We start from the raw sequence: 19,329 nt of genomic DNA, 5'->3' as shown, positions 1-19,329 counted from the left end.
TTTGATGCCCCTCTCTTTGCCAGTTACTTTTTCCATTGGTGATTGATATGTGCCGCTTCACGAACATGAAAAACGAGATGTGATCAGAATCATTGTCTCTTTTTCATGTTATTCAGCTTTGCCTATAAGGTAAGGAAGGCTCATTTCAGTGCGCTACCACCTCGAAGGAAGCTTGTTGAATCCTTCGAACACCACCCCATTCACACTCCAGTCATTCATTTTCTCATGCCTGTCCCGTTTCAATCATTCTGAATAAAATCCCATGGGAAAAGCCAGATTATTACCATGCATGCAACACGACATAAATAATGAATGATATAAATGAGGGTCATACATGAACCAAGCTGGCGTTAATGAAAAGTATAAGGTCTCACCTTTTTATGTGTTTTTTTTAGTCCATTCCATGCAAACAGGGATAGGCATACTCAGTTTTCAAAGGGTGTTGGCGAAGTCGGCGGGAACGGATGGCTGGATTTCGATCCTGCTAGCCGGACTTATCGTACATACATTCATTTGGATCATATACAAGATTTTCAGTATTGTCCCTGGTGATATCATTTCCGCTAGCAATCATGCATTTGGAAAATGGGTGGGAAACTTCTTCAGTCTCTTATTCATCCTTTACTGCTTTTTCCTAGGAATGACGATCATTAACAGCTATATAAATGTCATCCATGTCTGGATGTTTTCAGAGGTGCCTTCTTGGGCATTTGCTTTTGTTTTCATGACATTGATTTATTACATCATTAGCGGAGGGTTCCGTACGATAACCGGCATTGCCTTTTTAACGGTCGGAGTGTCCTACTGGCTTATTTTTGTTCCGTTCTATGGCTTAAAATACTCTGAATTCACCAACGTCCTTCCCATTTTCGATCATACATTCATGGAAATAATGAATGGGACCAGGAGCACTTCATTATCCATGATTGGCTTTGAGATGCTCCTGATGTATTATCCGTTCATCAAAAAGGCAGAAACATCACAAAAATTCGCCCATGGAGGAGCCTTGCTTTCAACCTTATTGACCTTATTGATTTACATGGTTTCGATCGTCTTTTATTCGGAGAAACAGTTGGTCCTTACTCTGTGGCCGACACTTTCCATCACAAGCATTATTGAATTTCCTTTCATTCAACGGTTTGAATACATCATCATTTCTTGGTGGACCATCATCATCATACCTAACATGGTCATTCCGTTATGGACTGCCAGCAGGGGTATAAAACGGATATTCAACATCCAGCAAAAGTATCCGCTATGGGTGATGTTTTTACTTATCCTGCTAGTCAATATTTTTGTTTTTGATATTGATTCGCTTTATATACTTAATAAGATCATCAACCCTTACTGTGTGTCATTCCTTATCATATACTTGCCTCTTCTTTACGTTTGGTTGCAAATAAAAAAGCGAAGAAAAATCCCGGTAAAGTGAAAGCTCCCTGATGGAATGCTCATGATAACGCTTACAACCCCATTCCCTTTTGGCTCATTTGCCGTTTGGCATGCTGGGCCTAGATGTTTCATCGTTCAAGCTCACGGGCATGTCCACCAGGGATACGGCCGTCCCGTTGATCATGCTTGGTCGGACAAGTGTTTAAGCTTCTCTTCATCGGAAACATGAATCCAAGGGAGATCCTTGTCATCCCCATTATTGCCGGGCATGATGATCTGGCTATGTAATAGCTCATAAATACAATCATTCATTAACCGGATATCTTCATCTGTTATGTTTCTGTTATAAATTGCTGCAGTTCCACTGAAATGTTCGGTTACACCGCTAATCAACCCGCGCTGTTTCAAGGAACTTCCAATCACTTCTCTAATCGCCCCTATACTAGTCAAAGGGAATACACTCAGGTGCCGAACGATCAATTTAAAAATATCCTCTTTAGATAAATCCATTTGATTATGATGCTGCACTTCAACAACCCCCTTTTGTAAAAATATTCTCCACACAAAAGGATTTTACCTGCCTTATCCAAAAAGAAAAGACAGCATCGGATTAAGTGAAACTGCTTTTTGACCTTCATCATATGACAAGGTAGAAGGGCAGTGTTTCAAAGAATGGCTAATATCCAAATCCGATCCTGCCCCGCATAAGAAAAAAAGCTGCCCATAAACATTTAATAGCCTTCAGGGGCCTATTCATTGCAAGTACCCCTTTTTTTGGCCGCGGGTGGTGTCCGATAAGGGAAATCGTTAGGTTTTAGGGTGATGTGTGGTACTGATAAGATATGGCTAACATTAATACCGAGGATAGTCCCTAAAACGATAATGGAGGACTCCAACACTTCGTTTTAGGGGCACTAGGGAGGTGCCGTTCTTCTAGCCAGGAGCATTCTTGACACTTTTTTTATAAATCTATTTCTTGTAAGGCCTATCCAAACGGCGAGATGTCACTTCTTTAACATATAAATTTTACGAGGTCTTCCCCGTGGCGATTGAAGCTCTTCTCCTTTGTACTCGACTAAGCCGCTTTCGTTTAAACCACTCATTATCCTTTGGGCATTTCGGACGGTCATGGATAGATGTGAAGCTAAGTCTGAGGAAGTGAAGCCCTCCCAGTTCATCCGATCGATCAATGCTTCTATCTTTTTATACGTTTTTACGCTAATGTTAGCCTGATTCAATTTATCCAGCAGCTCTTTATCATCAGAACGGAAGGTATAGGTCAATTGCTCATCTTGACCAGCGGATTCGATGATTACACCATCTTCCTGGATGACGACGATGCCGGAACTTTCTTGTTTTTTCGAATGACGGATCGCCTTCCTTGCATTGATTTCCGCCGATGCCGCCGTCTCGCCAAAACCTATTCCAACTGCAACAGATACATCCATTTCAAGCGACAAATGCTGCACAGTGCTATGCAAGCTGCCGATTTCCCGTTCAATCGCCTTGCGTGAACTGAATATTTGATAACGGCCGTTTCCATTTTCGATGAGGGAGCCATCTAGTTTTTCGCAAAATGAAAGTAATGTTTGTTTGATTTTCAGCTCTAAATGCTGCAGATGATATCGAATGTTCACCTCATCTACAAACTGATCAAACTGATCGATTTCAATTATCTCCACACCTATCTGACTATCCTTAAAATATGTACTTTTTGCCTTTTCTATTAATATCTTGACCGCTTGCCGAATTTCCATTTTAGTCATATTTATTTTATAGACCGGAACATTTTCCCGCTTCAAAGCCTCATAGACGGATTGCAGTACGGTAAGGACACCTTGTACGTCCCCTTTCCTCCACAAATCAAGGTGAAATTCAACAATGTCCTGGAAATTATATTGTTCATCAAATGTTTTCACATGAATGTTTTCGGTCGAGATCCCTAACTCTTGCAGCGACTCTTGTAAAAAAAAGTCTTCCAATCGAATCATATCAATCGATATCTTATCGAAGAAATGTTTTTGATCCCTGGACATTTGCAAAAAACATCTATATAAGCTGGAGCCAACGGGAGGACAATACGTAAAATTCGCCTCTGAATCTAACATTTCCTTTGCGATCCTATAAGGGACAGGTCCAGAGAAAAACCAGCCATTTACTGCACTTTGATATTTTTTTATAATGTCCGTTACTTCTCGTGCATCCTCATAGGGAAAATCAATGAAATCAATTTCGTGCTCAAACTCTTCAGTAACATCCCGAACTTTCTTTAAAGATGACAGTGGACCTACAACACCTATCTTATACAATTTCATTTCCCCCCTCGATCTTGCTATTTGATTTATTATATCAAAATAACCAATTAACCCCAACAGGAGAATAATTATGAATGAGATACCGATAACCACGTAACACGGCCGTTTAGTGCGATTAACGACCTTTTTATAGTGGTTTTTCTTCTCTAAATCGCGATAATTATGCATTCTTACCCTTTTTGCTTGGTTCGGAAAATCCATCCGATCAGAAAAAAAATATTTTTTTCTGAAAATTTGATTGAAATAGAATATTCTTGATTATATAATACATTTAACGAAAATAGCGCTAAACATTCGTTAAATAGAATTGCATGAGGTACATGAGGTACAAATTGATGAATGACCGTTTTAAGCAATGAGAGCTTATCATCGGTTTAGGGAATGTCGATAAAAGCAACACTGCAAAAAGCACAGACTACAAACGAAAGAAGGTTTAGGAGGAGAATGTAATGGAACAAAAAGTACTGAAAGATACAAATCAGCCACAAAATCACAATACGGGTGGATTTTTCAATCAAGTAGAGAGAATAGGAAATAAAATTCCCCACCCCTTTATTTTATTCATTTATATGATTGCTTTTTTATTTGTCGTGACTGCCCTATTATCCATTTTTAATGTTTCTGCAACAGACCCGATCAGCGGAGATAAAGTCGAAGTTCAAAACCTGTTAAGCCGGGAAGGCATTCAATGGATCCTGCCGAACATGATTAAGAACTTTTCCGGCTTTTTACCGTTAGGTTCAATTTTAGCGCTTATGCTTGGAGTCGGATTGGCAGAAAAAGTCGGGCTGTTGGAAGTATTGATCCGAAAAATGTCATTAAAGGTCTCAGGAAAATATGCTAGTTATTTAGTTGTCTTCGTTGCCTTTTTTAGCCATGTTTCTTCCGATGCTGCACTTGTCATCATGCCTCCACTCGGAGCTTTGATTTTCCTTGCAGTCGGACGCCACCCAGTTGCTGGGTTGCTCGCCGCGATAGCCGGGGTCGGCTCAGGTTTCACGGCCAATCTATTAATCGTCACCACGGATGTCCTGCTTTCTGGAATCAGCTCCGAAGTGGCTAAAGGTATGAATGCAAATTTGACTGTCAACGTTACCGATAACTGGTTCTTCATGGGGACTTCCGTTCTCGTGCTTACCGTTGTCATTGCCTTGATTACAGATAAATTTGTCGAGCCGCGCCTCGGAAAATATGAAGGCGGCGGTCAACAAAAAAAACTGGAGCCATTAACGAAGCAACAAAACAAAGCACTTCTTGCTACAGGCATTTCAGCATTGGTTTTCATTGCTGTCATGGTCGCTCTCGTCGTACCTGAAGGGGCATTGTTACGAAATCCAGAAACGGGAGCGATTCTTCCCTCGCCATTCATGTCGGGAATTGTCGCAATCATCTTACTTTTCTTTTTCACAGTCTCCATTACCTATGGTATTAAAGTGGGAGCGATAAAAAAACAAAATGACATTCCCGAATTATTGGTCGATCCGATCAAGGGAATGGCCGGGTTCATCATCATGGTTTTTCCACTTTCACAATTTGTCGCTTGTTTTAACTGGAGTAATATGGGTAAATTTTTGGCCTTATCCATCACGGATCTCTTAGAACAACTGAACATAGAAGGTGCGCCAGTCCTTATTGGTCTAATGTTCTTATCGGGGCTTCTATCCATGTTCATTGCCAGCGGTTCGGCGATATGGTCGATATTGGCGCCGGTTTTCGTACCGATGTTCATGGTATTGGGCTATCATCCTGCCTTCGCCCAGATGCTGTTCAGGGTAGCGGATTCATCCGTTCTCCCATTGGCACCTGTATCACCATTCGTCCCACTATTCTTAGGTTTCTTACAAGAGTATAGAAAAGATGCCAAATTGGGCACTTATTATTCTCTTATCTTACCTTATCCGATAATCATCTTTATCATTTGGACGTTATTGGTAGTCGTTTGGTATTTCCTCGGCCTTCCGATTGGTCCTGGAGTATATCCGAAATTACCCTGATCATTAACTATTTCACTTGCTTCGAATGGCCCCCCGCCAAAAGGGAGGGCTGTTCAGGCTAGAGATCGAAAACCTACCATATAGGAATTAGACAAAAAAAGAATGAGGAGTGAAACGAAATGGATATCATTGATTTAAGACGTGACTTTCATCGACATCCGGAGGTTGGCTTTACAGAATTCCGTACTGCGTCAAAGGTGGTAGAGATACTGACTTCCTTGAAATATGACGTGATATTTGGAAAGGATGCTTTGGATGGGGATTCCCGCCGTGGGGTGCCCACTGCAAAAATATTACAAGAAGCATTCGATCGTGCCCTGCAAGATGGTGCAAATCCGGAAATCCTCCAAGAAATGGAGGGTGGATATACTGCCGTTATCGGTTTATTAAAAGGAAAAACGGATGGTCCCACTGTAGCTTTCCGGTTCGATATGGATGCATTACCCGTAACCGAAAGTAAGAATCCTGATCACTTCCCGCATGCAAATGATTTCCGATCCGAATATGAAGGAAACATGCATGCCTGTGCACACGATGGCCATACGGTAATCGGCTTAGGACTTGCTGAAAAACTAGCGGACCGAAACTTTGCCGGGACGGTTAAGCTAATTTTCCAACCAGCTGAAGAAGGAGTACGCGGTGCTTATTCGATTGTACAAAAAGGAATGCTGGATGATGTCGATCATTTATATTGCCTCCACCTTGGCACCGATGTCCCTCTAGGGGAATTTCATGGGGGTTCTTCCGGCTTTTTGGCAAGCACGAAAATGGCTGCACATTTTCATGGGGTATCTTCTCATGCAGGCGCTTCACCTGAAAAAGGAAAAAATGCATTATTGGGGGCAGCCACTGCATTATTGAACATTCATGCCATACCTAGGTTCAGTTCAGGATCGACCCGCATAAACGTTGGTGTTCTAACTGGCGGGACTGCCGCAAACATCATCCCGGCACACGCAAAAATGATTATCGAAACCCGCTCCATAACCGAAGAAACAAATGAAGAAATGGAAAAACGCGTGCGAAATATCGTGGCCCACAGCGCTGGAATGCATGGGCTTGATCATGAAATTGAAATTATCGGACAAGCCATCACGATTCGCTGTGATCAAGAACTTGTCGATCTGGCCATGGAAGAAGCCAGACATGTAGATGGCTTTTCAACCATTAAAGCATGCAGGGAATCCGGATCTGCCGGAAGCGAGGATGCAAGCTTCATGATCAGAAGAGTACAGGATAATGGCGGAAAAGGCACCTATATGATTATCGGGACCGATATACCCGCTCCTCATCACCACCCTGAATTTGATATCCAAGAAGAGGTTTTACCTCGGAGCGTAGAGCTTTTGAACCTTATCGCAAGACGACTTTTAAAATAATGAAGCCCTATAAATCATCCAATATATTCAGAAAGGAATGTTTATATAATGAAACATGTAACCAGGCTATCCGAAATCATCGAACAAAAAAAGGAAACATTCATTGAAGTTAGTGACTGTATATGGAATTTTGCCGAAACCCGTTTTGAAGAATATCAATCTGCTGAATTACTATGCACCACGTTAGAAAACGAAGGTTTTTCCGTTGAGAGAGGTGTCGGAAACATAGAAACAGCATTTATAGGGAGCTTCGGTAACGGTAAACCTGTTGTGGCAATCATGGGAGAATTCGATGCACTGTCAGGGATGAGCCAACAAAAAGCGACAGCTAAACAAAAGCCGATCGTACAAGGGGAAAATGGTCATGGATGTGGCCACAATTTACTTGGTACCGGATCATTAGCTGCTGCTGTCGCTGTGAAGGAATACATGGTAGAAAATTCGATACAAGGAACGGTCCGTTATTATGGCTGCCCTGGAGAAGAAGGCGGATCCGGAAAAACCTTCATGGTCAGAGAAGGTTTATTCGATGATGTCGATTTTGCCTTTTGTTGGCATCCTTTAGATGTTAATGGCATCATGACCATGGACTCCCTTTCAAATTTCCAAGTGTACTTCAAGTTTAAAGGCAAAAGCTCGCATGCGGCAGCCTCCCCCCATTTGGGACGAAGTGCATTAGATGCCGTAGAGCTTATGAATGTTGGCGTGAACTATTTAAGAGAGCATATTCTCCAGGAAGCCAGAGTTCATTATGCGATAACGAATTCTGGTGGAGCATCGCCAAATGTTGTCCAGCAAGATGCGGAGGTGCTTTATTTAGTTCGAGCTCCTGAGGTTGAGCAAGTAAAGGATATCTACTTAAGAGTTTGTAATATTGCCAGAGGAGCTGCCCTTATGACAGGGACCGAAGTGGAAATCGTATTTGATAAAGCTTGCTCGAATGTTATTCAAAACAATGTGTTGGAATCCGTCATGTATAAGAATTTCGAGGAATTAGGCATACCGCAGCACGATGACAGGGAAAAGAAGCTGGCCGGAGAAGTTCGTGCCACTTTAACCGAGCAGGAAAGGAACAGTACCGTCATCCCGTTTCATACTGGTGAGGTTGGGGCGATGGCCGATTGGTTGGAACCTATCGAAAGCCTCCAGGCGCCTTTGACAGGTTCTTCGGATGTAGGAGATGTTAGCTGGATCGTACCTACGGCTCAATGCACAACAGCTTGTTTTGTTCTAGGTTCCCCTTTGCATAGCTGGCAGTGGGTTACACTCGGTTCAACCTCCATCGCCCACAAAGGCATGCTTCATGCAGGCAAAGTCATTGCTGCAACTGCAGTGGAAGTTCTCCAAAATCCTGAATTGATCGATCAAGCAAAGTCCGAGTTAAAAGAACGATTGCAGGGAACGGCTTATGTCTCCCCCATTCCGCATGATGTAAGGCCATCGGTTAAAAGATGATGAACGGATGGTCGTTCAAGGAAAAATAGCTGCGAGGATATCTTTTTGCAGAAAATCATCGAGAAAGTCGATTCCTGGATGTCAGGAGTCGACTTTTTCATGTTAATTAATTGAGTGCCCTTGATTCACTTTTATCGATCTATTTGGCACAATATCGTTTTGCCTGCACATCCAGATATGTCACTGGTGATTTTCGCAAGGGCATTTCACTATTCTTGCCCCAGCCATAACCAAATCTGGTATAATGGACCTGTACAAAAATAAAGGAAGTGTAATAATGACTAATTCACAAAAAATAAAAGAAGTTCTAGTCCAGCTAAAAGACGACGCTCAAGCAATCAATCCTGATGCTTCATGGGGAAATGCACATGCCATTGAAAAACACGATATGATTTTAATAGGCGAGAATTCCAATAAAATCGACAGCATAGAATTTTGTCATAGCCTGAAAGAAATTCATGATATTGATATCTCTTATGCCGAATTACTGAATATCATCCCGGTTGTCTGCGAATCCCTTAATATGAAAAATGAACCCGCGTTTTTTGGTGAAGATACTAGCAACTTAGCTGGTTACTATATTGAACTATTTTAAATCATCCGCTGAATAGGGCTAGATTTTCTGACTTGATTCCCTGCAATTGAAAATCCGATATATTCCTGCAGGGTTTTTATGCTTCTCACACGTTTTTCTCTCCCCCTTCAATCGGCCCTCCTTTCCAAGAGCACTCTCGTTTACCGCAGCCAAAACATTAGTACAGTGAAGTGTCTCTAAAAGTAATGGCCCCTGAAGCGAAAAAAACTTCAAGGGCCATCATTTTTGTATTGGAAGTTCAACGATAAAACTAATCCAATTTTGATTATATTCCGCGCGGATCGCGCCCTCATGAAGATGGACAATCCTTTTCGAAATGGCAAGCCCCAGACCTGTCCCTCCATTGCCCGTCCGTTCCTCATCATCAATAAATAAGCGATCAAACAATTTATTTGCATCGTCTATAGGGGCGGCTACAATTTTGTTTGATACTTCCAATACCGCGTTTACCCCTTCCGATTTCAAAACTATTTGAAATGGAGATGGCTTCATGCTGTATTTAATGGCATTCATAATGAGATTTTCATAAACACGAACCATTTTTTCAACATCTATTAAGACAGGCAGGACTTCTTCCGTTATCGATTCCCTGATAGTCAATCGTTCATCTTCCAACAATGGGATATACTCCCCAAACATTTGCCTTATTAAACTTGCCAAATCGACAGTCCTAAGGTTTAGTCTTACATCAGGACTTGATAGACGGGTATATTCGAAAAGTTCATTGATTAGATTTTTGAGCCTTTGTGATTTTCCATAAATCGTTTCAACATATTCCTGTAATTGCTCCCTGTTTTCATATTGACCTTTTCTTAACAAATCCAAATAGCCAATGATGGAAGTTAACGGTGTACGCAAATCATGAGAAACATTTGTTATAAGCTCATTCTTTGAACTTTCCAAACGTCTTTCATTTTCAAACTTCCTTTTCAATTCTTCTGACATGGAATTGATATTCATGGCAAGTTGAGCCATCTCATCCCTGCCTTGCACCTCAATCGTTAAACCAAGCTTTCCATTGGCGATTTGTTCGATATTTTCTGTGATAAGCTTTAAATAAACCAATTTTTTTCGCACAAGAAATAATGAGCTTACGATGAACGTCAGGATACCCAAAGAAATCAGCATCAAATTATATTTTTTCAAATTGATCTCGGTTGGATCCTTCATGAACACAGGTAAAGTAAAATAACTAATCAGCATCATCATCCCAATTGCCACCAGGAAGCTAATCGCTATCACGACATAAAGCTTTATGATCAATTTATCATTCAATTTGATATTCCTCATATTTTATAGCCCACCCCCCAAACCGTTTTGATATAAATGGGGTGCTTGGGATCTTCTTCAATCTTGTCTCTAATTTTGGTGATATGAACCATTACCGTATTGTCAGATTTAAAAAAGCCCTCCTTCCAGACAGCTTCATAAATTTTACTGACACTCAATACGATTCCTTTATTGCGAGCTAGCAATTCAAGTATATCGAATTCCTTTGGAGTTAATCTTACCTCCATATCCCCGACCCTGGTTTGCCGAGTATCAGTATTAATGGTTAAATCACCAATCTCAATGATATGTTTGTCATGATTGGCATCTGTGTTGTATTTTTTATATCTTCTAAGCTGTGATTTTACCCTTGCTATTAACTCCAATGCGTTAAACGGCTTTGTCAGATAGTCATCAGCACCCATTGCAAGCCCTTGAATTTTATCCATATCTTCTGATTTTGCAGAAAGCATAATTATCGGCATAGTCCGTTCTTGCCTAATTTTCATACATACTTCCATGCCATCCATCTTTGGCATCATGATATCTAAAATAACGAGGTCAAATTTGATAGTTTCCAATAATTCCAGGGCTTCATACCCATTCTCTGCCTGTTTGGTTTTAAATCCCTCATTTTCTAAATAAACGGAAACGAGGTTTCTAATTTCTTTTTCATCATCAACAATTAGTATTTTGGACTCCATAATCATCCTCCACATGCCGGTTTGGAATCGTACAGCTAAACACATATGCTGGCGGCAAATTACGATATTCTCTTTTTATATCTATTCTGTTGAAAAACTTCTCAATGAAAGCCTTTTTACATTTCGTGTATTGGAAGGTGATGAATTGTCCATCCTTTTTTAATATCTTAGTGGTATGTAACAGAATCTCATTTGAAATTTCTTTCGGCAAACTTGCAAAAGGCAACCCCGAGACCACATAATCGACATAAGGAATATCGAATCTTTTCATATGCTGTTCAATATCCGAAGCAGATCCATATACAATGAATACATTGCTTTCTGCTTTAAATTTTTCTTGTAGTACTTGAAAAAACCCCCTATTATTTTCGACTAATAAAATAACGGTCTTGCGATTTCTTTTTGTTAACAATATTTCTGTGAATACACCTGTTCCCGCTCCATATTCAACAATGTATTTCGCTTTGTTAAAATCAATTCCTTCAACCATTTTATTCCCGAGAAATCCAGAACTAGGAAGGACGGCACCAACCATTTTTGGATTTATCATGAATTGAAATAAGAACATGGATTGTTTCATATTGTCACCCCATCGGTTTGAATTTATCAATTACTATACAATTCAAACCTGAAGAAAAAGTGGCAGAATTTCTTAAGAATTCTTAAGTTTTGGATAAGCTCTATAAAAACAGTTTGTCCTACGATGATAAGACCATCCTTTTCCAAAAAAAATGGCACAAACCTTTTGAATCGGGTTAATGCCGCGCATTCCATGAAAGTGCTTAGTTATCGACCATACTACTCATTAACATTCATTCTATATTGATCATTCATTTGATGTAATCATATGGATGCAGGATGACCATGAACATTCGTTAATCCATTACTTTAAGAAGATATCTAACTAAAAAGTGCTTTTAGTTAGATATCGTTACTCATTTTGCTCCTGAAGATCGATAAATCTCTTCAATTGTCTGCCCCTTTGCCCGTGCAAGGATTTCAATTCTTACCATCAGCTGTTTTTCAGAGTATTTCCTGATTTCGGATTTGTATTGGTTTAATTTTTCCCCCTCCCCGATAACGCCCTCAGCATTCAAGGAAATTGAAAGAGGGGCCAATTCTTCGAGCTTCTTAACCACTCGATCAAAAAGATGCGGATGCTCACAAATCAAGCGTTGAAGCAAAAAGGTCCCGTAAGAAATATGTCTTGATTCATCTTTTTTCAGGTAATCTATGCCTTCTATTAACCCAGGCATTTTACCAATCGTTTTCAGTCCATCGTAAAATGATTTATAACCAGTTTCAGCCAACACTCCTTCTACGAACATATTGTACACTGTCGCTGCGTCAGCTATTGCCTCTGGGGTTTGTTCATGCCATAGACGCTCCATTGTTTCGGGGAGAATATCATAAAATATCTTACGATAACTATTGGAATGCAAGTGGGACAAATCTCCTTTTTCACCGATGGCATTCAGTACAAGCCGAAAGAACTCAGTATGTTTGGCTTCATCGTATAGAAATGTGGTAAGGAACATCTCTTCCTCCAGCCTTCCTTCTCCAGCGATTACCCTAAGCAATGGAAGTAAGTCAAGAGTTACCGCCTCTTCCCCTCCCTGAAATTGGGCAAGGAGTCTTAGCATCCAATCTTTTTCTTTTACGGATAACGTTTTCCAGTCTTGTTGATCCTGTGAAAAATTAATATGCTGAGGATTCCAAATTCCAAACTTTTTTGCTTTTTGATACAACTGGTATGGAAATGAATCCTCCATTAAACCTTCCGAGCTCGTCGTCAAAAGTTTCTTTCTCACGTATATTCCTCCTTATGATTATGTATCATTTTATGCTACGGAAAAAATATCCGTTTGGACAGAGGGTTTTCTTTGTGAAAGTTTTTCTTAGAATTTCAAGTTGAGTTGCCTAGTAACCACCTTTTAAAAGCGGCAATAACCAGGTTGAAGGTAATACCCATACCGGACCACTAACAACCTACATTCCCCCAATTAAAATCATCCCTTACAAGCAGAAAAATGGGTAACAAAAAAGGCCTGATAAAAACAACAGGCCTGGTCCTTCCTTCTCCCCCCAAACAATTTATACTTTTAGATTTGCTCCTAGCTTTTTTACACCATCCTTTTACAAGAAAGCATCATCTGACAGTTCAATTGTTTCGAATCACTCCCGTTGATCCTTCAGACCACTCATTTGTACTCATGACCTCCCTCCCTTTTCTAAAACCATCAGGCTACTAAATACTTATATTTTGGGATTATTTACATGAAATTTCAGACAAAAACATTAACTTTTGGTTTAATTCTTCAAAAATCAAGGTGCATATTCTGTACAGCCTATTGAAATGAGGAATTAGTCGTGCATAACAAAGATGAAATCATCACTCATATTTAAATAGGTATAAAACCTTTTTTTACCAATCTCTATTAAAGATTTGAGCATGCCTTATTCAACGTTGCTTTTAGGCTAACTGAATGTGAAGTTAAATCTGAATCTTTATTATCATGTACAGTCAAGCAATTAGGGGAAACTCCGAGCCATTTTCAAAGCTCCTATGAGAAATCCGTTTTCATTTTTTAAAAGAAACAATTACTGCTTGAACATCAGGAAAGCATTTCGTGACATTCCAATCCCTTGGTACTTTTTTATCATGAGAAACCTTCGTTTTATCTATTAAAAAATCGCTTAACTGGTTTTTCTGTCAGTCTTCAAATTTGATAACCATATACTTATCATCTGTAACTGTGCAATTGACTTAAATTCTTTTTTAACTGGCAAAGATATTATCAAATACGTTTCCCTTTTAGCTTCCTGTTCCTTTCCCCCTCTTTTACATACTTAAGTTCGTGTAGTTCTCTCTTAGAAAGGCAGCAACTTACCGATTCAGATTTTGTCCCAACAATTGAATCGGACCTTGCATATTGATTTGAATCATTTGTTCAGCCATGGAAGCCGAAGAGAATGGCATATCATTTTCCAGCCACCAGGAGATAACCCCGATATATGCAGCAGAAATATAACTGACGATCACTTCTTTTGTAACAGGAAGTTCCTCTTCTTTTACATCCGTTTCCAAAATCATATGATCATAGAATTGAAAAATAAAATCTTTTAAATATTGGAGGAAGTTAGGAATCCCTTTTTTGATCAACATGACGTGGAAAAACTTATTCGATCTAGCGATATGTTCAAAAATATGTAAAGCGACATAATGCTGTAATTCATGCGGATCTTTGGTTACGCTGTAGAACTTCGATGCATCTCCGAAAAGGTCTTCAAGCATCCTATCTATACTTTTATTCAATAAATCCTCTTTATCTTCATAGTGGCGATAAAAAGTCGCCCGGTTGAGAGTTGCACGTTCAGTAATATCTTTTATCGTTATGCTTTCATAGCTCTTTTCATCCATTAACTCGATTAGAGAATCTCTGAGAAGATTGTCTGTACGGCGTACCCGCGGATCCACTTTTTTCTCCATTTTTCTTTACTCTCCTTTACTAACTTTTCTATTTTTGCAACAATATCCTGTTGAGCTGTTGCTTAAGCATCATTTCAGCTTTTATTGATTCTTGTTATTGTACATTCTATTACTATAATTATTTATAACAAGTGCTTTTTTTGCAACAAATGGATCAAAAGTATGAACTTCACGTTTAACCATCACAGATCTCACTTTAGCTTCACCTACTGTGTTACATGACTATCTAAGAAATCATGAACGCATGTGAAGAAGTATTTACACTTAAAAAAGGGATGATTAAGATGAATGGAAATAGGAACAGTCCACGGTTATCAGAGGATTTTCAAAAGTTTAGCCCTGTTACCGTCATTGGAGCTGGCGTCATCGGAATTTCCTGGACCGCCTACTTCCTTGCAAAAGGCTTAGAAGTACGGGTGAATGACGTTCGCCCTGATTTAGAAGAAGTTGTGCATGCTGGTATTAAAAAAATCATTCCCTCTTTACAAAAGCTTGGACTTCCAACCGAGGACCTTACTGATCGATTAACGATTGAGGGAAATCTCGAACGTGCACTTGATGGCTCATCCGTTGTCCAAGAAAACGGACCTGAACGTCTAGACTTCAAGCAGGAATTATATGAAAATATTGAACGGTTTGTCTGTAAAGACACTTTGCTGCTGTCATCCTCTTCCGGTTTAAAGGCCAGTGAGATTGCAGCGAAAATGAAATATCCAGAGCGTATGTTAATTGGCCATCCATTTAATCCACCTCATCTTGTTCCATTGGTGGAGATTGTCCCAGGCAATGAAACAGCTTCCAGCTCTGTTGAAAAAGCTGTTCAGTTTTATGAATCTCTAGGTAAGAACGCTCTTGTTTTAAAAAAAGAGATCGATGGGTTTGTAGCCAATCGTCTGCAATCAGCATTATTCCGTGAGGCTGTTCATTTAGTATTGGAAGGTGTCGTTTCAATGGAGGAACTTGACGAAATCGTCACCAGCTCAATTGGACTCCGCTGGGCAGCAGGCGGACCATTCCTAACCTTCCATTTGGGAGGCGGTGATGGAGGATTCCCTGCATTCCTCAAACATTTAGGTCCTGGAATGAATGTTCTTTGGAATCATCTCGGTAACCCACATCTAAATGAAGACACCATACAGCATTTATCTGAACAAGCTATGTCATCCTACGGTGCGGTAGAGGAGAATCGGCTTGATGAAAAGCGTGATTCCCGGCAGTTATCTGTACTAGATGCGTTCAATGAAAAACATAAATAACTCTTTATACACAATTTTCAATAAGGAAGGGATTATGATGACTACAAACACGGAAGAAAAAAAGCTTACTGATGCTATCATTAAAGCAAACGAACATACATTGACAAACCTTGACGATTTCGATATTTACAAAGAACTAACCACCGTTTTGAAGGAAGTCGGATTAACGGTGGAAGACTGCGAAGGAACCGTCACCTTTTACGGACAAGACCCGATAGTTCCTAGTACACTCCGCTTGGCATCAGCAGCTGCTATCGCTTTAGTTGCAAAATCCATCGCCGTTTCTAAAATTTGGAGAATGCGTGGCGGAAAAGGTCAAAACATTCACATGGATTTACGTAAGGCATTACGAAGACTTTCCCCTTTTTACGACAGGCAGTGGGAAAAAATCAATGGGTTAGCACCAGGGATTGCCAATGACCCCTATAACCCATTTGACTTTACTTTCTATCAAACAAAAGACGGGAAATGGGTGATGCCGCTAAATCCTTATCCACGATCCAAGCATGAAGCATTATTATTTTTAAATTGTACGGAAGATCGCCAATCTGTAGCCAGCGCCATCAAACAATGGAATTCGAAGGACTTAGAAAATGCTGCTGCTGAACGTGGAATCGTCATGCCCGTAGTACGGACAATCGAAGAGTTCATGAAAGAATCTACTTACGAAGAAGTAGCGAAGCTACCTCTGATCGAAATTGAAAAAATAGGCGAGAGTGATCCAGAACCACTTTCCGAAGATGCCAAGTCTCCACTAGAAGGCGTCCGTGCCTTAGGACTTGCCCATGTTATCGCTGGTGCAGGTTTTGGAAGAGCGCTTGCGTTACATGGTGCAGATGTTTTAAACATATGGCGTCCAACGGATTGGGAACACGATATTGTATATGCAACATCCAATGTGGGAATGCGTTCTGCTACACTGGATTTAAAAATTGAAGAAGGCAAACATAAAATGAAAGAATTGCTGCAGGATGCGGACATCTTTTTTGCAAACCGCCGCTCTGGATTTATTGAGCAGCAAGAGCTATCTGCAGAGGATTGTGCACAAATTCGCCCAGGCATCATCCATTGCACGGTAAATTTACATGGAACGGAAGGCGAATGGGCAACACGTAATGGCTTTGACCAAACAGCTGGCTGTGTAACAGGCGTAATGGCTCTTGAAGGTTCTCCGGACAATCCTAAATTACCACCCATTTCAATTGTAAATGACTATGCAATTTCTTGGCTGCTTGAAGTGGGAGCTTTAGTAGCTATGGAGAGAAGAGCAAAAGAAGGCGGCAGTTATCGTGTCCGTGTCTCTTTAGACCGTGTGTCTTTATGGATTCTCTCCATGGGTATCTTTGACAAACGATTTGTTGAAAAAACAGCCGGATCCTCAGAGGAGCATGAATATATCGCACCAGACTTATTTACTGCTGAAACTCCACTTGGTTTATATCAAGGGGTAACGGACCAGGTGAAAATGTCAGAGACACCTGGTGAATATAACACTGTTCTAGTTCCTCGCGGGTCCAGTCGTCCGGAATGGCAATTTAGTGAAAAATGAAGGAGAAGCTGCGGCAAAGGCCCCTACATGAAAGCCTGGTTTCAAGGGATATTTCCCTCGAGCTAAACAGCTCCGCCCTGTTGAAAGCGAGTGCCCGTTTTTCCGGTAAATATTTATACATCATTTCTAAAGGCAAACTCCATACATCGAGTTTGCCTTTAGTCTTTTGATAGAATAAGATTCTCGAACCAATTGAACGGTTTATCTCTGAATCAGTGTATAGAGTTATTCACGCAGACTCCCGTTTTAATATCTCCCTTTCCATCCTACACGTGTTTCCTTCTTCAACATCGTTTTAGTACGATTTTTCGAACGTCTTCACACTAACAAAGAATACAAATTCGCATCAAACGGAACATTATCCTGATACATATAATTTCTCATTACCCCTTCTTTTTCAAAGCCCAGTTTTGTTAATAATTTTTTGGATGCCTGATTTTTAACAAAAACAACTGCACCAATACGCATCAAACCTAGCTCGTTAAAACCATGGGAGATCACTTTCCCAACAGCCTCGGATGCGTACCCTTGGCCCCAATGTTCAGAAAAAAGAGCATAGCTGATTTCGGCTCGTTTATGTTCTTGAGACCACTCTTGAAACCCAATCGTCCCGATGATACCATCCATACCTTTTCTTTCAACTCCCCATTTAATACCACTTTTTTGCTCGTAACTTTTCGAAAAGTTCCTGACAATTTGGTTCACCTGATTTATACTTGTTAATGGCCTTTGCCCGTAATAACGTAATACATCTGCATTAGAAAAGCACTTTAATATATTTGGTGCGTCCTCTTCAATAAGCTCTCGTAAGACTAAACGTTCGGTTTCTAATATAGGAAACATGCTTCCACTCCTTTTAGTTGCATTTATGCCCCTCTTTAATTTACATTTAATGGTAAAATACTCATCTCATTATACAACAAACCAGCCTTATTTAGTTCATTAAGGAAGCAACAACATTTCATAAAAGAGCCACATCCATCATTATCTACAAATTACCTTATGTAACCAAAATGAGCACCCGCATTAATGGGTGCTCCTCTACTTTAAAAATCAATAAACTGGCTTAATAAGATCTCTATAACCTTCCGTCAGGCTTGCTTTTTGTACGAATCGGAGGTTAACCGTTATAAAAGGAACTGCCATTGGTGGAAGTGGCAGTTTTTCCTTTAACCTGCTTTAACGTCGCTACTATAAGAAAACTGACAATCACTAATAAAAGCCATGAACTCACCTTGCCGAGATGAACGAGACTCCACGCATCGGTTTGGTTTGGGTATTCCCAAGCTCCAAAGAATGTTGCGATATTTTCGGCTATCCAGATAAAAAATCCGATGAGCACAAAAGAAAGCGCGAGTGGCATACGATAACGGGTACCATTAATTTCATACATGACCCATGATTGCCAAAAGACGATGATGACAAGCCCAGACAGCCCCCAACGAACGTCCATCCAAAAATGGTGAAGGAAGAAATTCAAATAAATTGCAGTCGCAAGAGGTACAACCACCAAAAATGGCGGCCACTTAACCAATTCAACCTTCAGCCTTCTCCAGGCCTGGCAAAGATAACTCGCTACACTTGCGTACATGAAACCGCTATATAAAGGGACACCAAAAATTTTGAAATATCCTTCCTCTGGATAGGACCAGGAGCCCATATGTACCTTGAAAAGCTCCAGTGCAAGACCAATAAGGTGGAACATCGTGATGACCTTTAGTTCATCACGTGTTTCAAGCCCGGAACGCACCATTAGCCACTGCATGAGAAGGCAGATGATGAGCAGCCAGTCATACCGCGGCAAAAAGGGAAGCGGCAGGAATTTTGTTAACGCCAAGGAGGCAAAGATGACGGCCGGAAATAAACATGATAGGGCCTGCTCCCAACCGAAACGAACGACCTGTTTAGATGCTGCCATGATTCGTGACTCC

The 19,329-nt window shown here is 40.4% G+C and carries 16 protein-coding genes; 7 read left to right on the top strand and 9 right to left on the bottom strand.

The features are described from left to right. Positions 1-334 precede the first annotated feature (334 nt). Complete coding sequence (locus CVN76_RS04045; protein ID WP_100530389.1) at positions 335-1,432, top strand: GerAB/ArcD/ProY family transporter; 1,098 nt, start codon at positions 335-337, stop codon at positions 1,430-1,432. Positions 1,433-1,572: 140 nt separating this feature from the next. On the opposite strand, the gene CVN76_RS04040 is transcribed toward CVN76_RS04045, so the two are convergent. Then, complete coding sequence (locus CVN76_RS04040) at positions 1,573-1,920, bottom strand: hypothetical protein (protein ID WP_100530388.1); 348 nt, start codon at positions 1,918-1,920, stop codon at positions 1,573-1,575. Between the two features lie 476 nt (positions 1,921-2,396). Further along, entirely contained in the window at positions 2,397-3,707 is a 1,311-nt protein-coding gene (locus CVN76_RS04035; RefSeq protein ID WP_332850599.1) for a hypothetical protein, read from the bottom strand. A 449-nt stretch (positions 3,708-4,156) separates the two neighbouring features. Between CVN76_RS04035 and CVN76_RS04030 the strand changes: the two genes are divergently transcribed. The 4 genes from CVN76_RS04030 (at position 4,157) to CVN76_RS04015 (ending at position 9,130) form a co-directional block, all read left to right on the top strand. Beyond that, positions 4,157-5,701 carry an AbgT family transporter gene (locus CVN76_RS04030; RefSeq protein ID WP_100530386.1) on the top strand — a complete coding sequence of 515 codons (1,545 nt, stop codon included), beginning with the start codon at positions 4,157-4,159 and terminating at the stop codon, positions 5,699-5,701. Between the two features lie 119 nt (positions 5,702-5,820). Continuing rightward, entirely contained in the window at positions 5,821-7,080 is a 1,260-nt protein-coding gene (locus tag CVN76_RS04025) for an amidohydrolase (RefSeq protein ID WP_100530385.1), read from the top strand. Between the two features lie 48 nt (positions 7,081-7,128). Continuing rightward, positions 7,129-8,535 carry a M20 family metallopeptidase gene (locus CVN76_RS04020; protein WP_100530384.1) on the top strand — a complete coding sequence of 469 codons (1,407 nt, stop codon included), beginning with the start codon at positions 7,129-7,131 and terminating at the stop codon, positions 8,533-8,535. 277 nt (positions 8,536-8,812) lie between these two features. Further along, positions 8,813-9,130 carry a hypothetical protein gene (locus CVN76_RS04015; RefSeq protein ID WP_100530383.1) on the top strand — a complete coding sequence of 106 codons (318 nt, stop codon included), beginning with the start codon at positions 8,813-8,815 and terminating at the stop codon, positions 9,128-9,130. 219 nt (positions 9,131-9,349) lie between these two features. Here CVN76_RS04015 and CVN76_RS04010 read toward each other — a convergent pair whose 3' ends face one another. From CVN76_RS04010 to CVN76_RS03990, 5 genes are all read right to left on the bottom strand, one after another. After that, complete coding sequence (locus tag CVN76_RS04010; protein ID WP_100530382.1) at positions 9,350-10,420, bottom strand: sensor histidine kinase; 1,071 nt, start codon at positions 10,418-10,420, stop codon at positions 9,350-9,352. Beyond that, entirely contained in the window at positions 10,417-11,103 is a 687-nt protein-coding gene (locus CVN76_RS04005) for a response regulator transcription factor (protein WP_100530381.1), read from the bottom strand. The genes CVN76_RS04010 and CVN76_RS04005 overlap by 4 nt, the downstream gene beginning before the upstream one ends. Continuing rightward, entirely contained in the window at positions 11,078-11,683 is a 606-nt protein-coding gene (locus CVN76_RS04000) for a class I SAM-dependent methyltransferase (RefSeq protein WP_100530380.1), read from the bottom strand. The genes CVN76_RS04005 and CVN76_RS04000 overlap by 26 nt, the downstream gene beginning before the upstream one ends. A gap of 355 nt (positions 11,684-12,038) precedes the next feature. Next, on the bottom strand, positions 12,039-12,914 hold the full coding sequence (locus CVN76_RS03995) for a R2-like ligand-binding oxidase (RefSeq protein WP_100530379.1): 876 nt from the start codon (positions 12,912-12,914) through the stop codon (positions 12,039-12,041). A gap of 1,076 nt (positions 12,915-13,990) precedes the next feature. Next, complete coding sequence (locus CVN76_RS03990; RefSeq protein ID WP_100530378.1) at positions 13,991-14,593, bottom strand: TetR/AcrR family transcriptional regulator; 603 nt, start codon at positions 14,591-14,593, stop codon at positions 13,991-13,993. Between the two features lie 284 nt (positions 14,594-14,877). Between CVN76_RS03990 and CVN76_RS03985 the strand changes: the two genes are divergently transcribed. Continuing rightward, a complete protein-coding gene (locus CVN76_RS03985; RefSeq protein ID WP_100530377.1) occupies positions 14,878-15,849 on the top strand; it encodes a 3-hydroxyacyl-CoA dehydrogenase NAD-binding domain-containing protein in 972 nt (323 codons plus the stop codon). A 37-nt stretch (positions 15,850-15,886) separates the two neighbouring features. Continuing rightward, positions 15,887-17,398, top strand: a complete 1,512-nt coding sequence (locus tag CVN76_RS03980) for a CoA transferase (RefSeq protein WP_100530401.1) — start codon at positions 15,887-15,889, stop codon at positions 17,396-17,398. 318 nt (positions 17,399-17,716) lie between these two features. Here the strand turns inward: CVN76_RS03980 and CVN76_RS03975 are convergent, their stop codons facing one another. Beyond that, entirely contained in the window at positions 17,717-18,241 is a 525-nt protein-coding gene (locus CVN76_RS03975; RefSeq protein ID WP_100530376.1) for a GNAT family N-acetyltransferase, read from the bottom strand. Between the two features lie 277 nt (positions 18,242-18,518). Then, positions 18,519-19,316 (bottom strand): DUF817 domain-containing protein, encoded by a 798-nt coding sequence (locus tag CVN76_RS03970; RefSeq protein WP_100530400.1) that lies wholly within the window; start codon positions 19,314-19,316, stop codon positions 18,519-18,521. Positions 19,317-19,329: the final 13 nt, after the last annotated feature.

This window comes from Bacillus sp. mrc49 (genome assembly GCF_002803435.1).
This window is presented reverse-complemented; position numbering and strand designations above follow the sequence as displayed.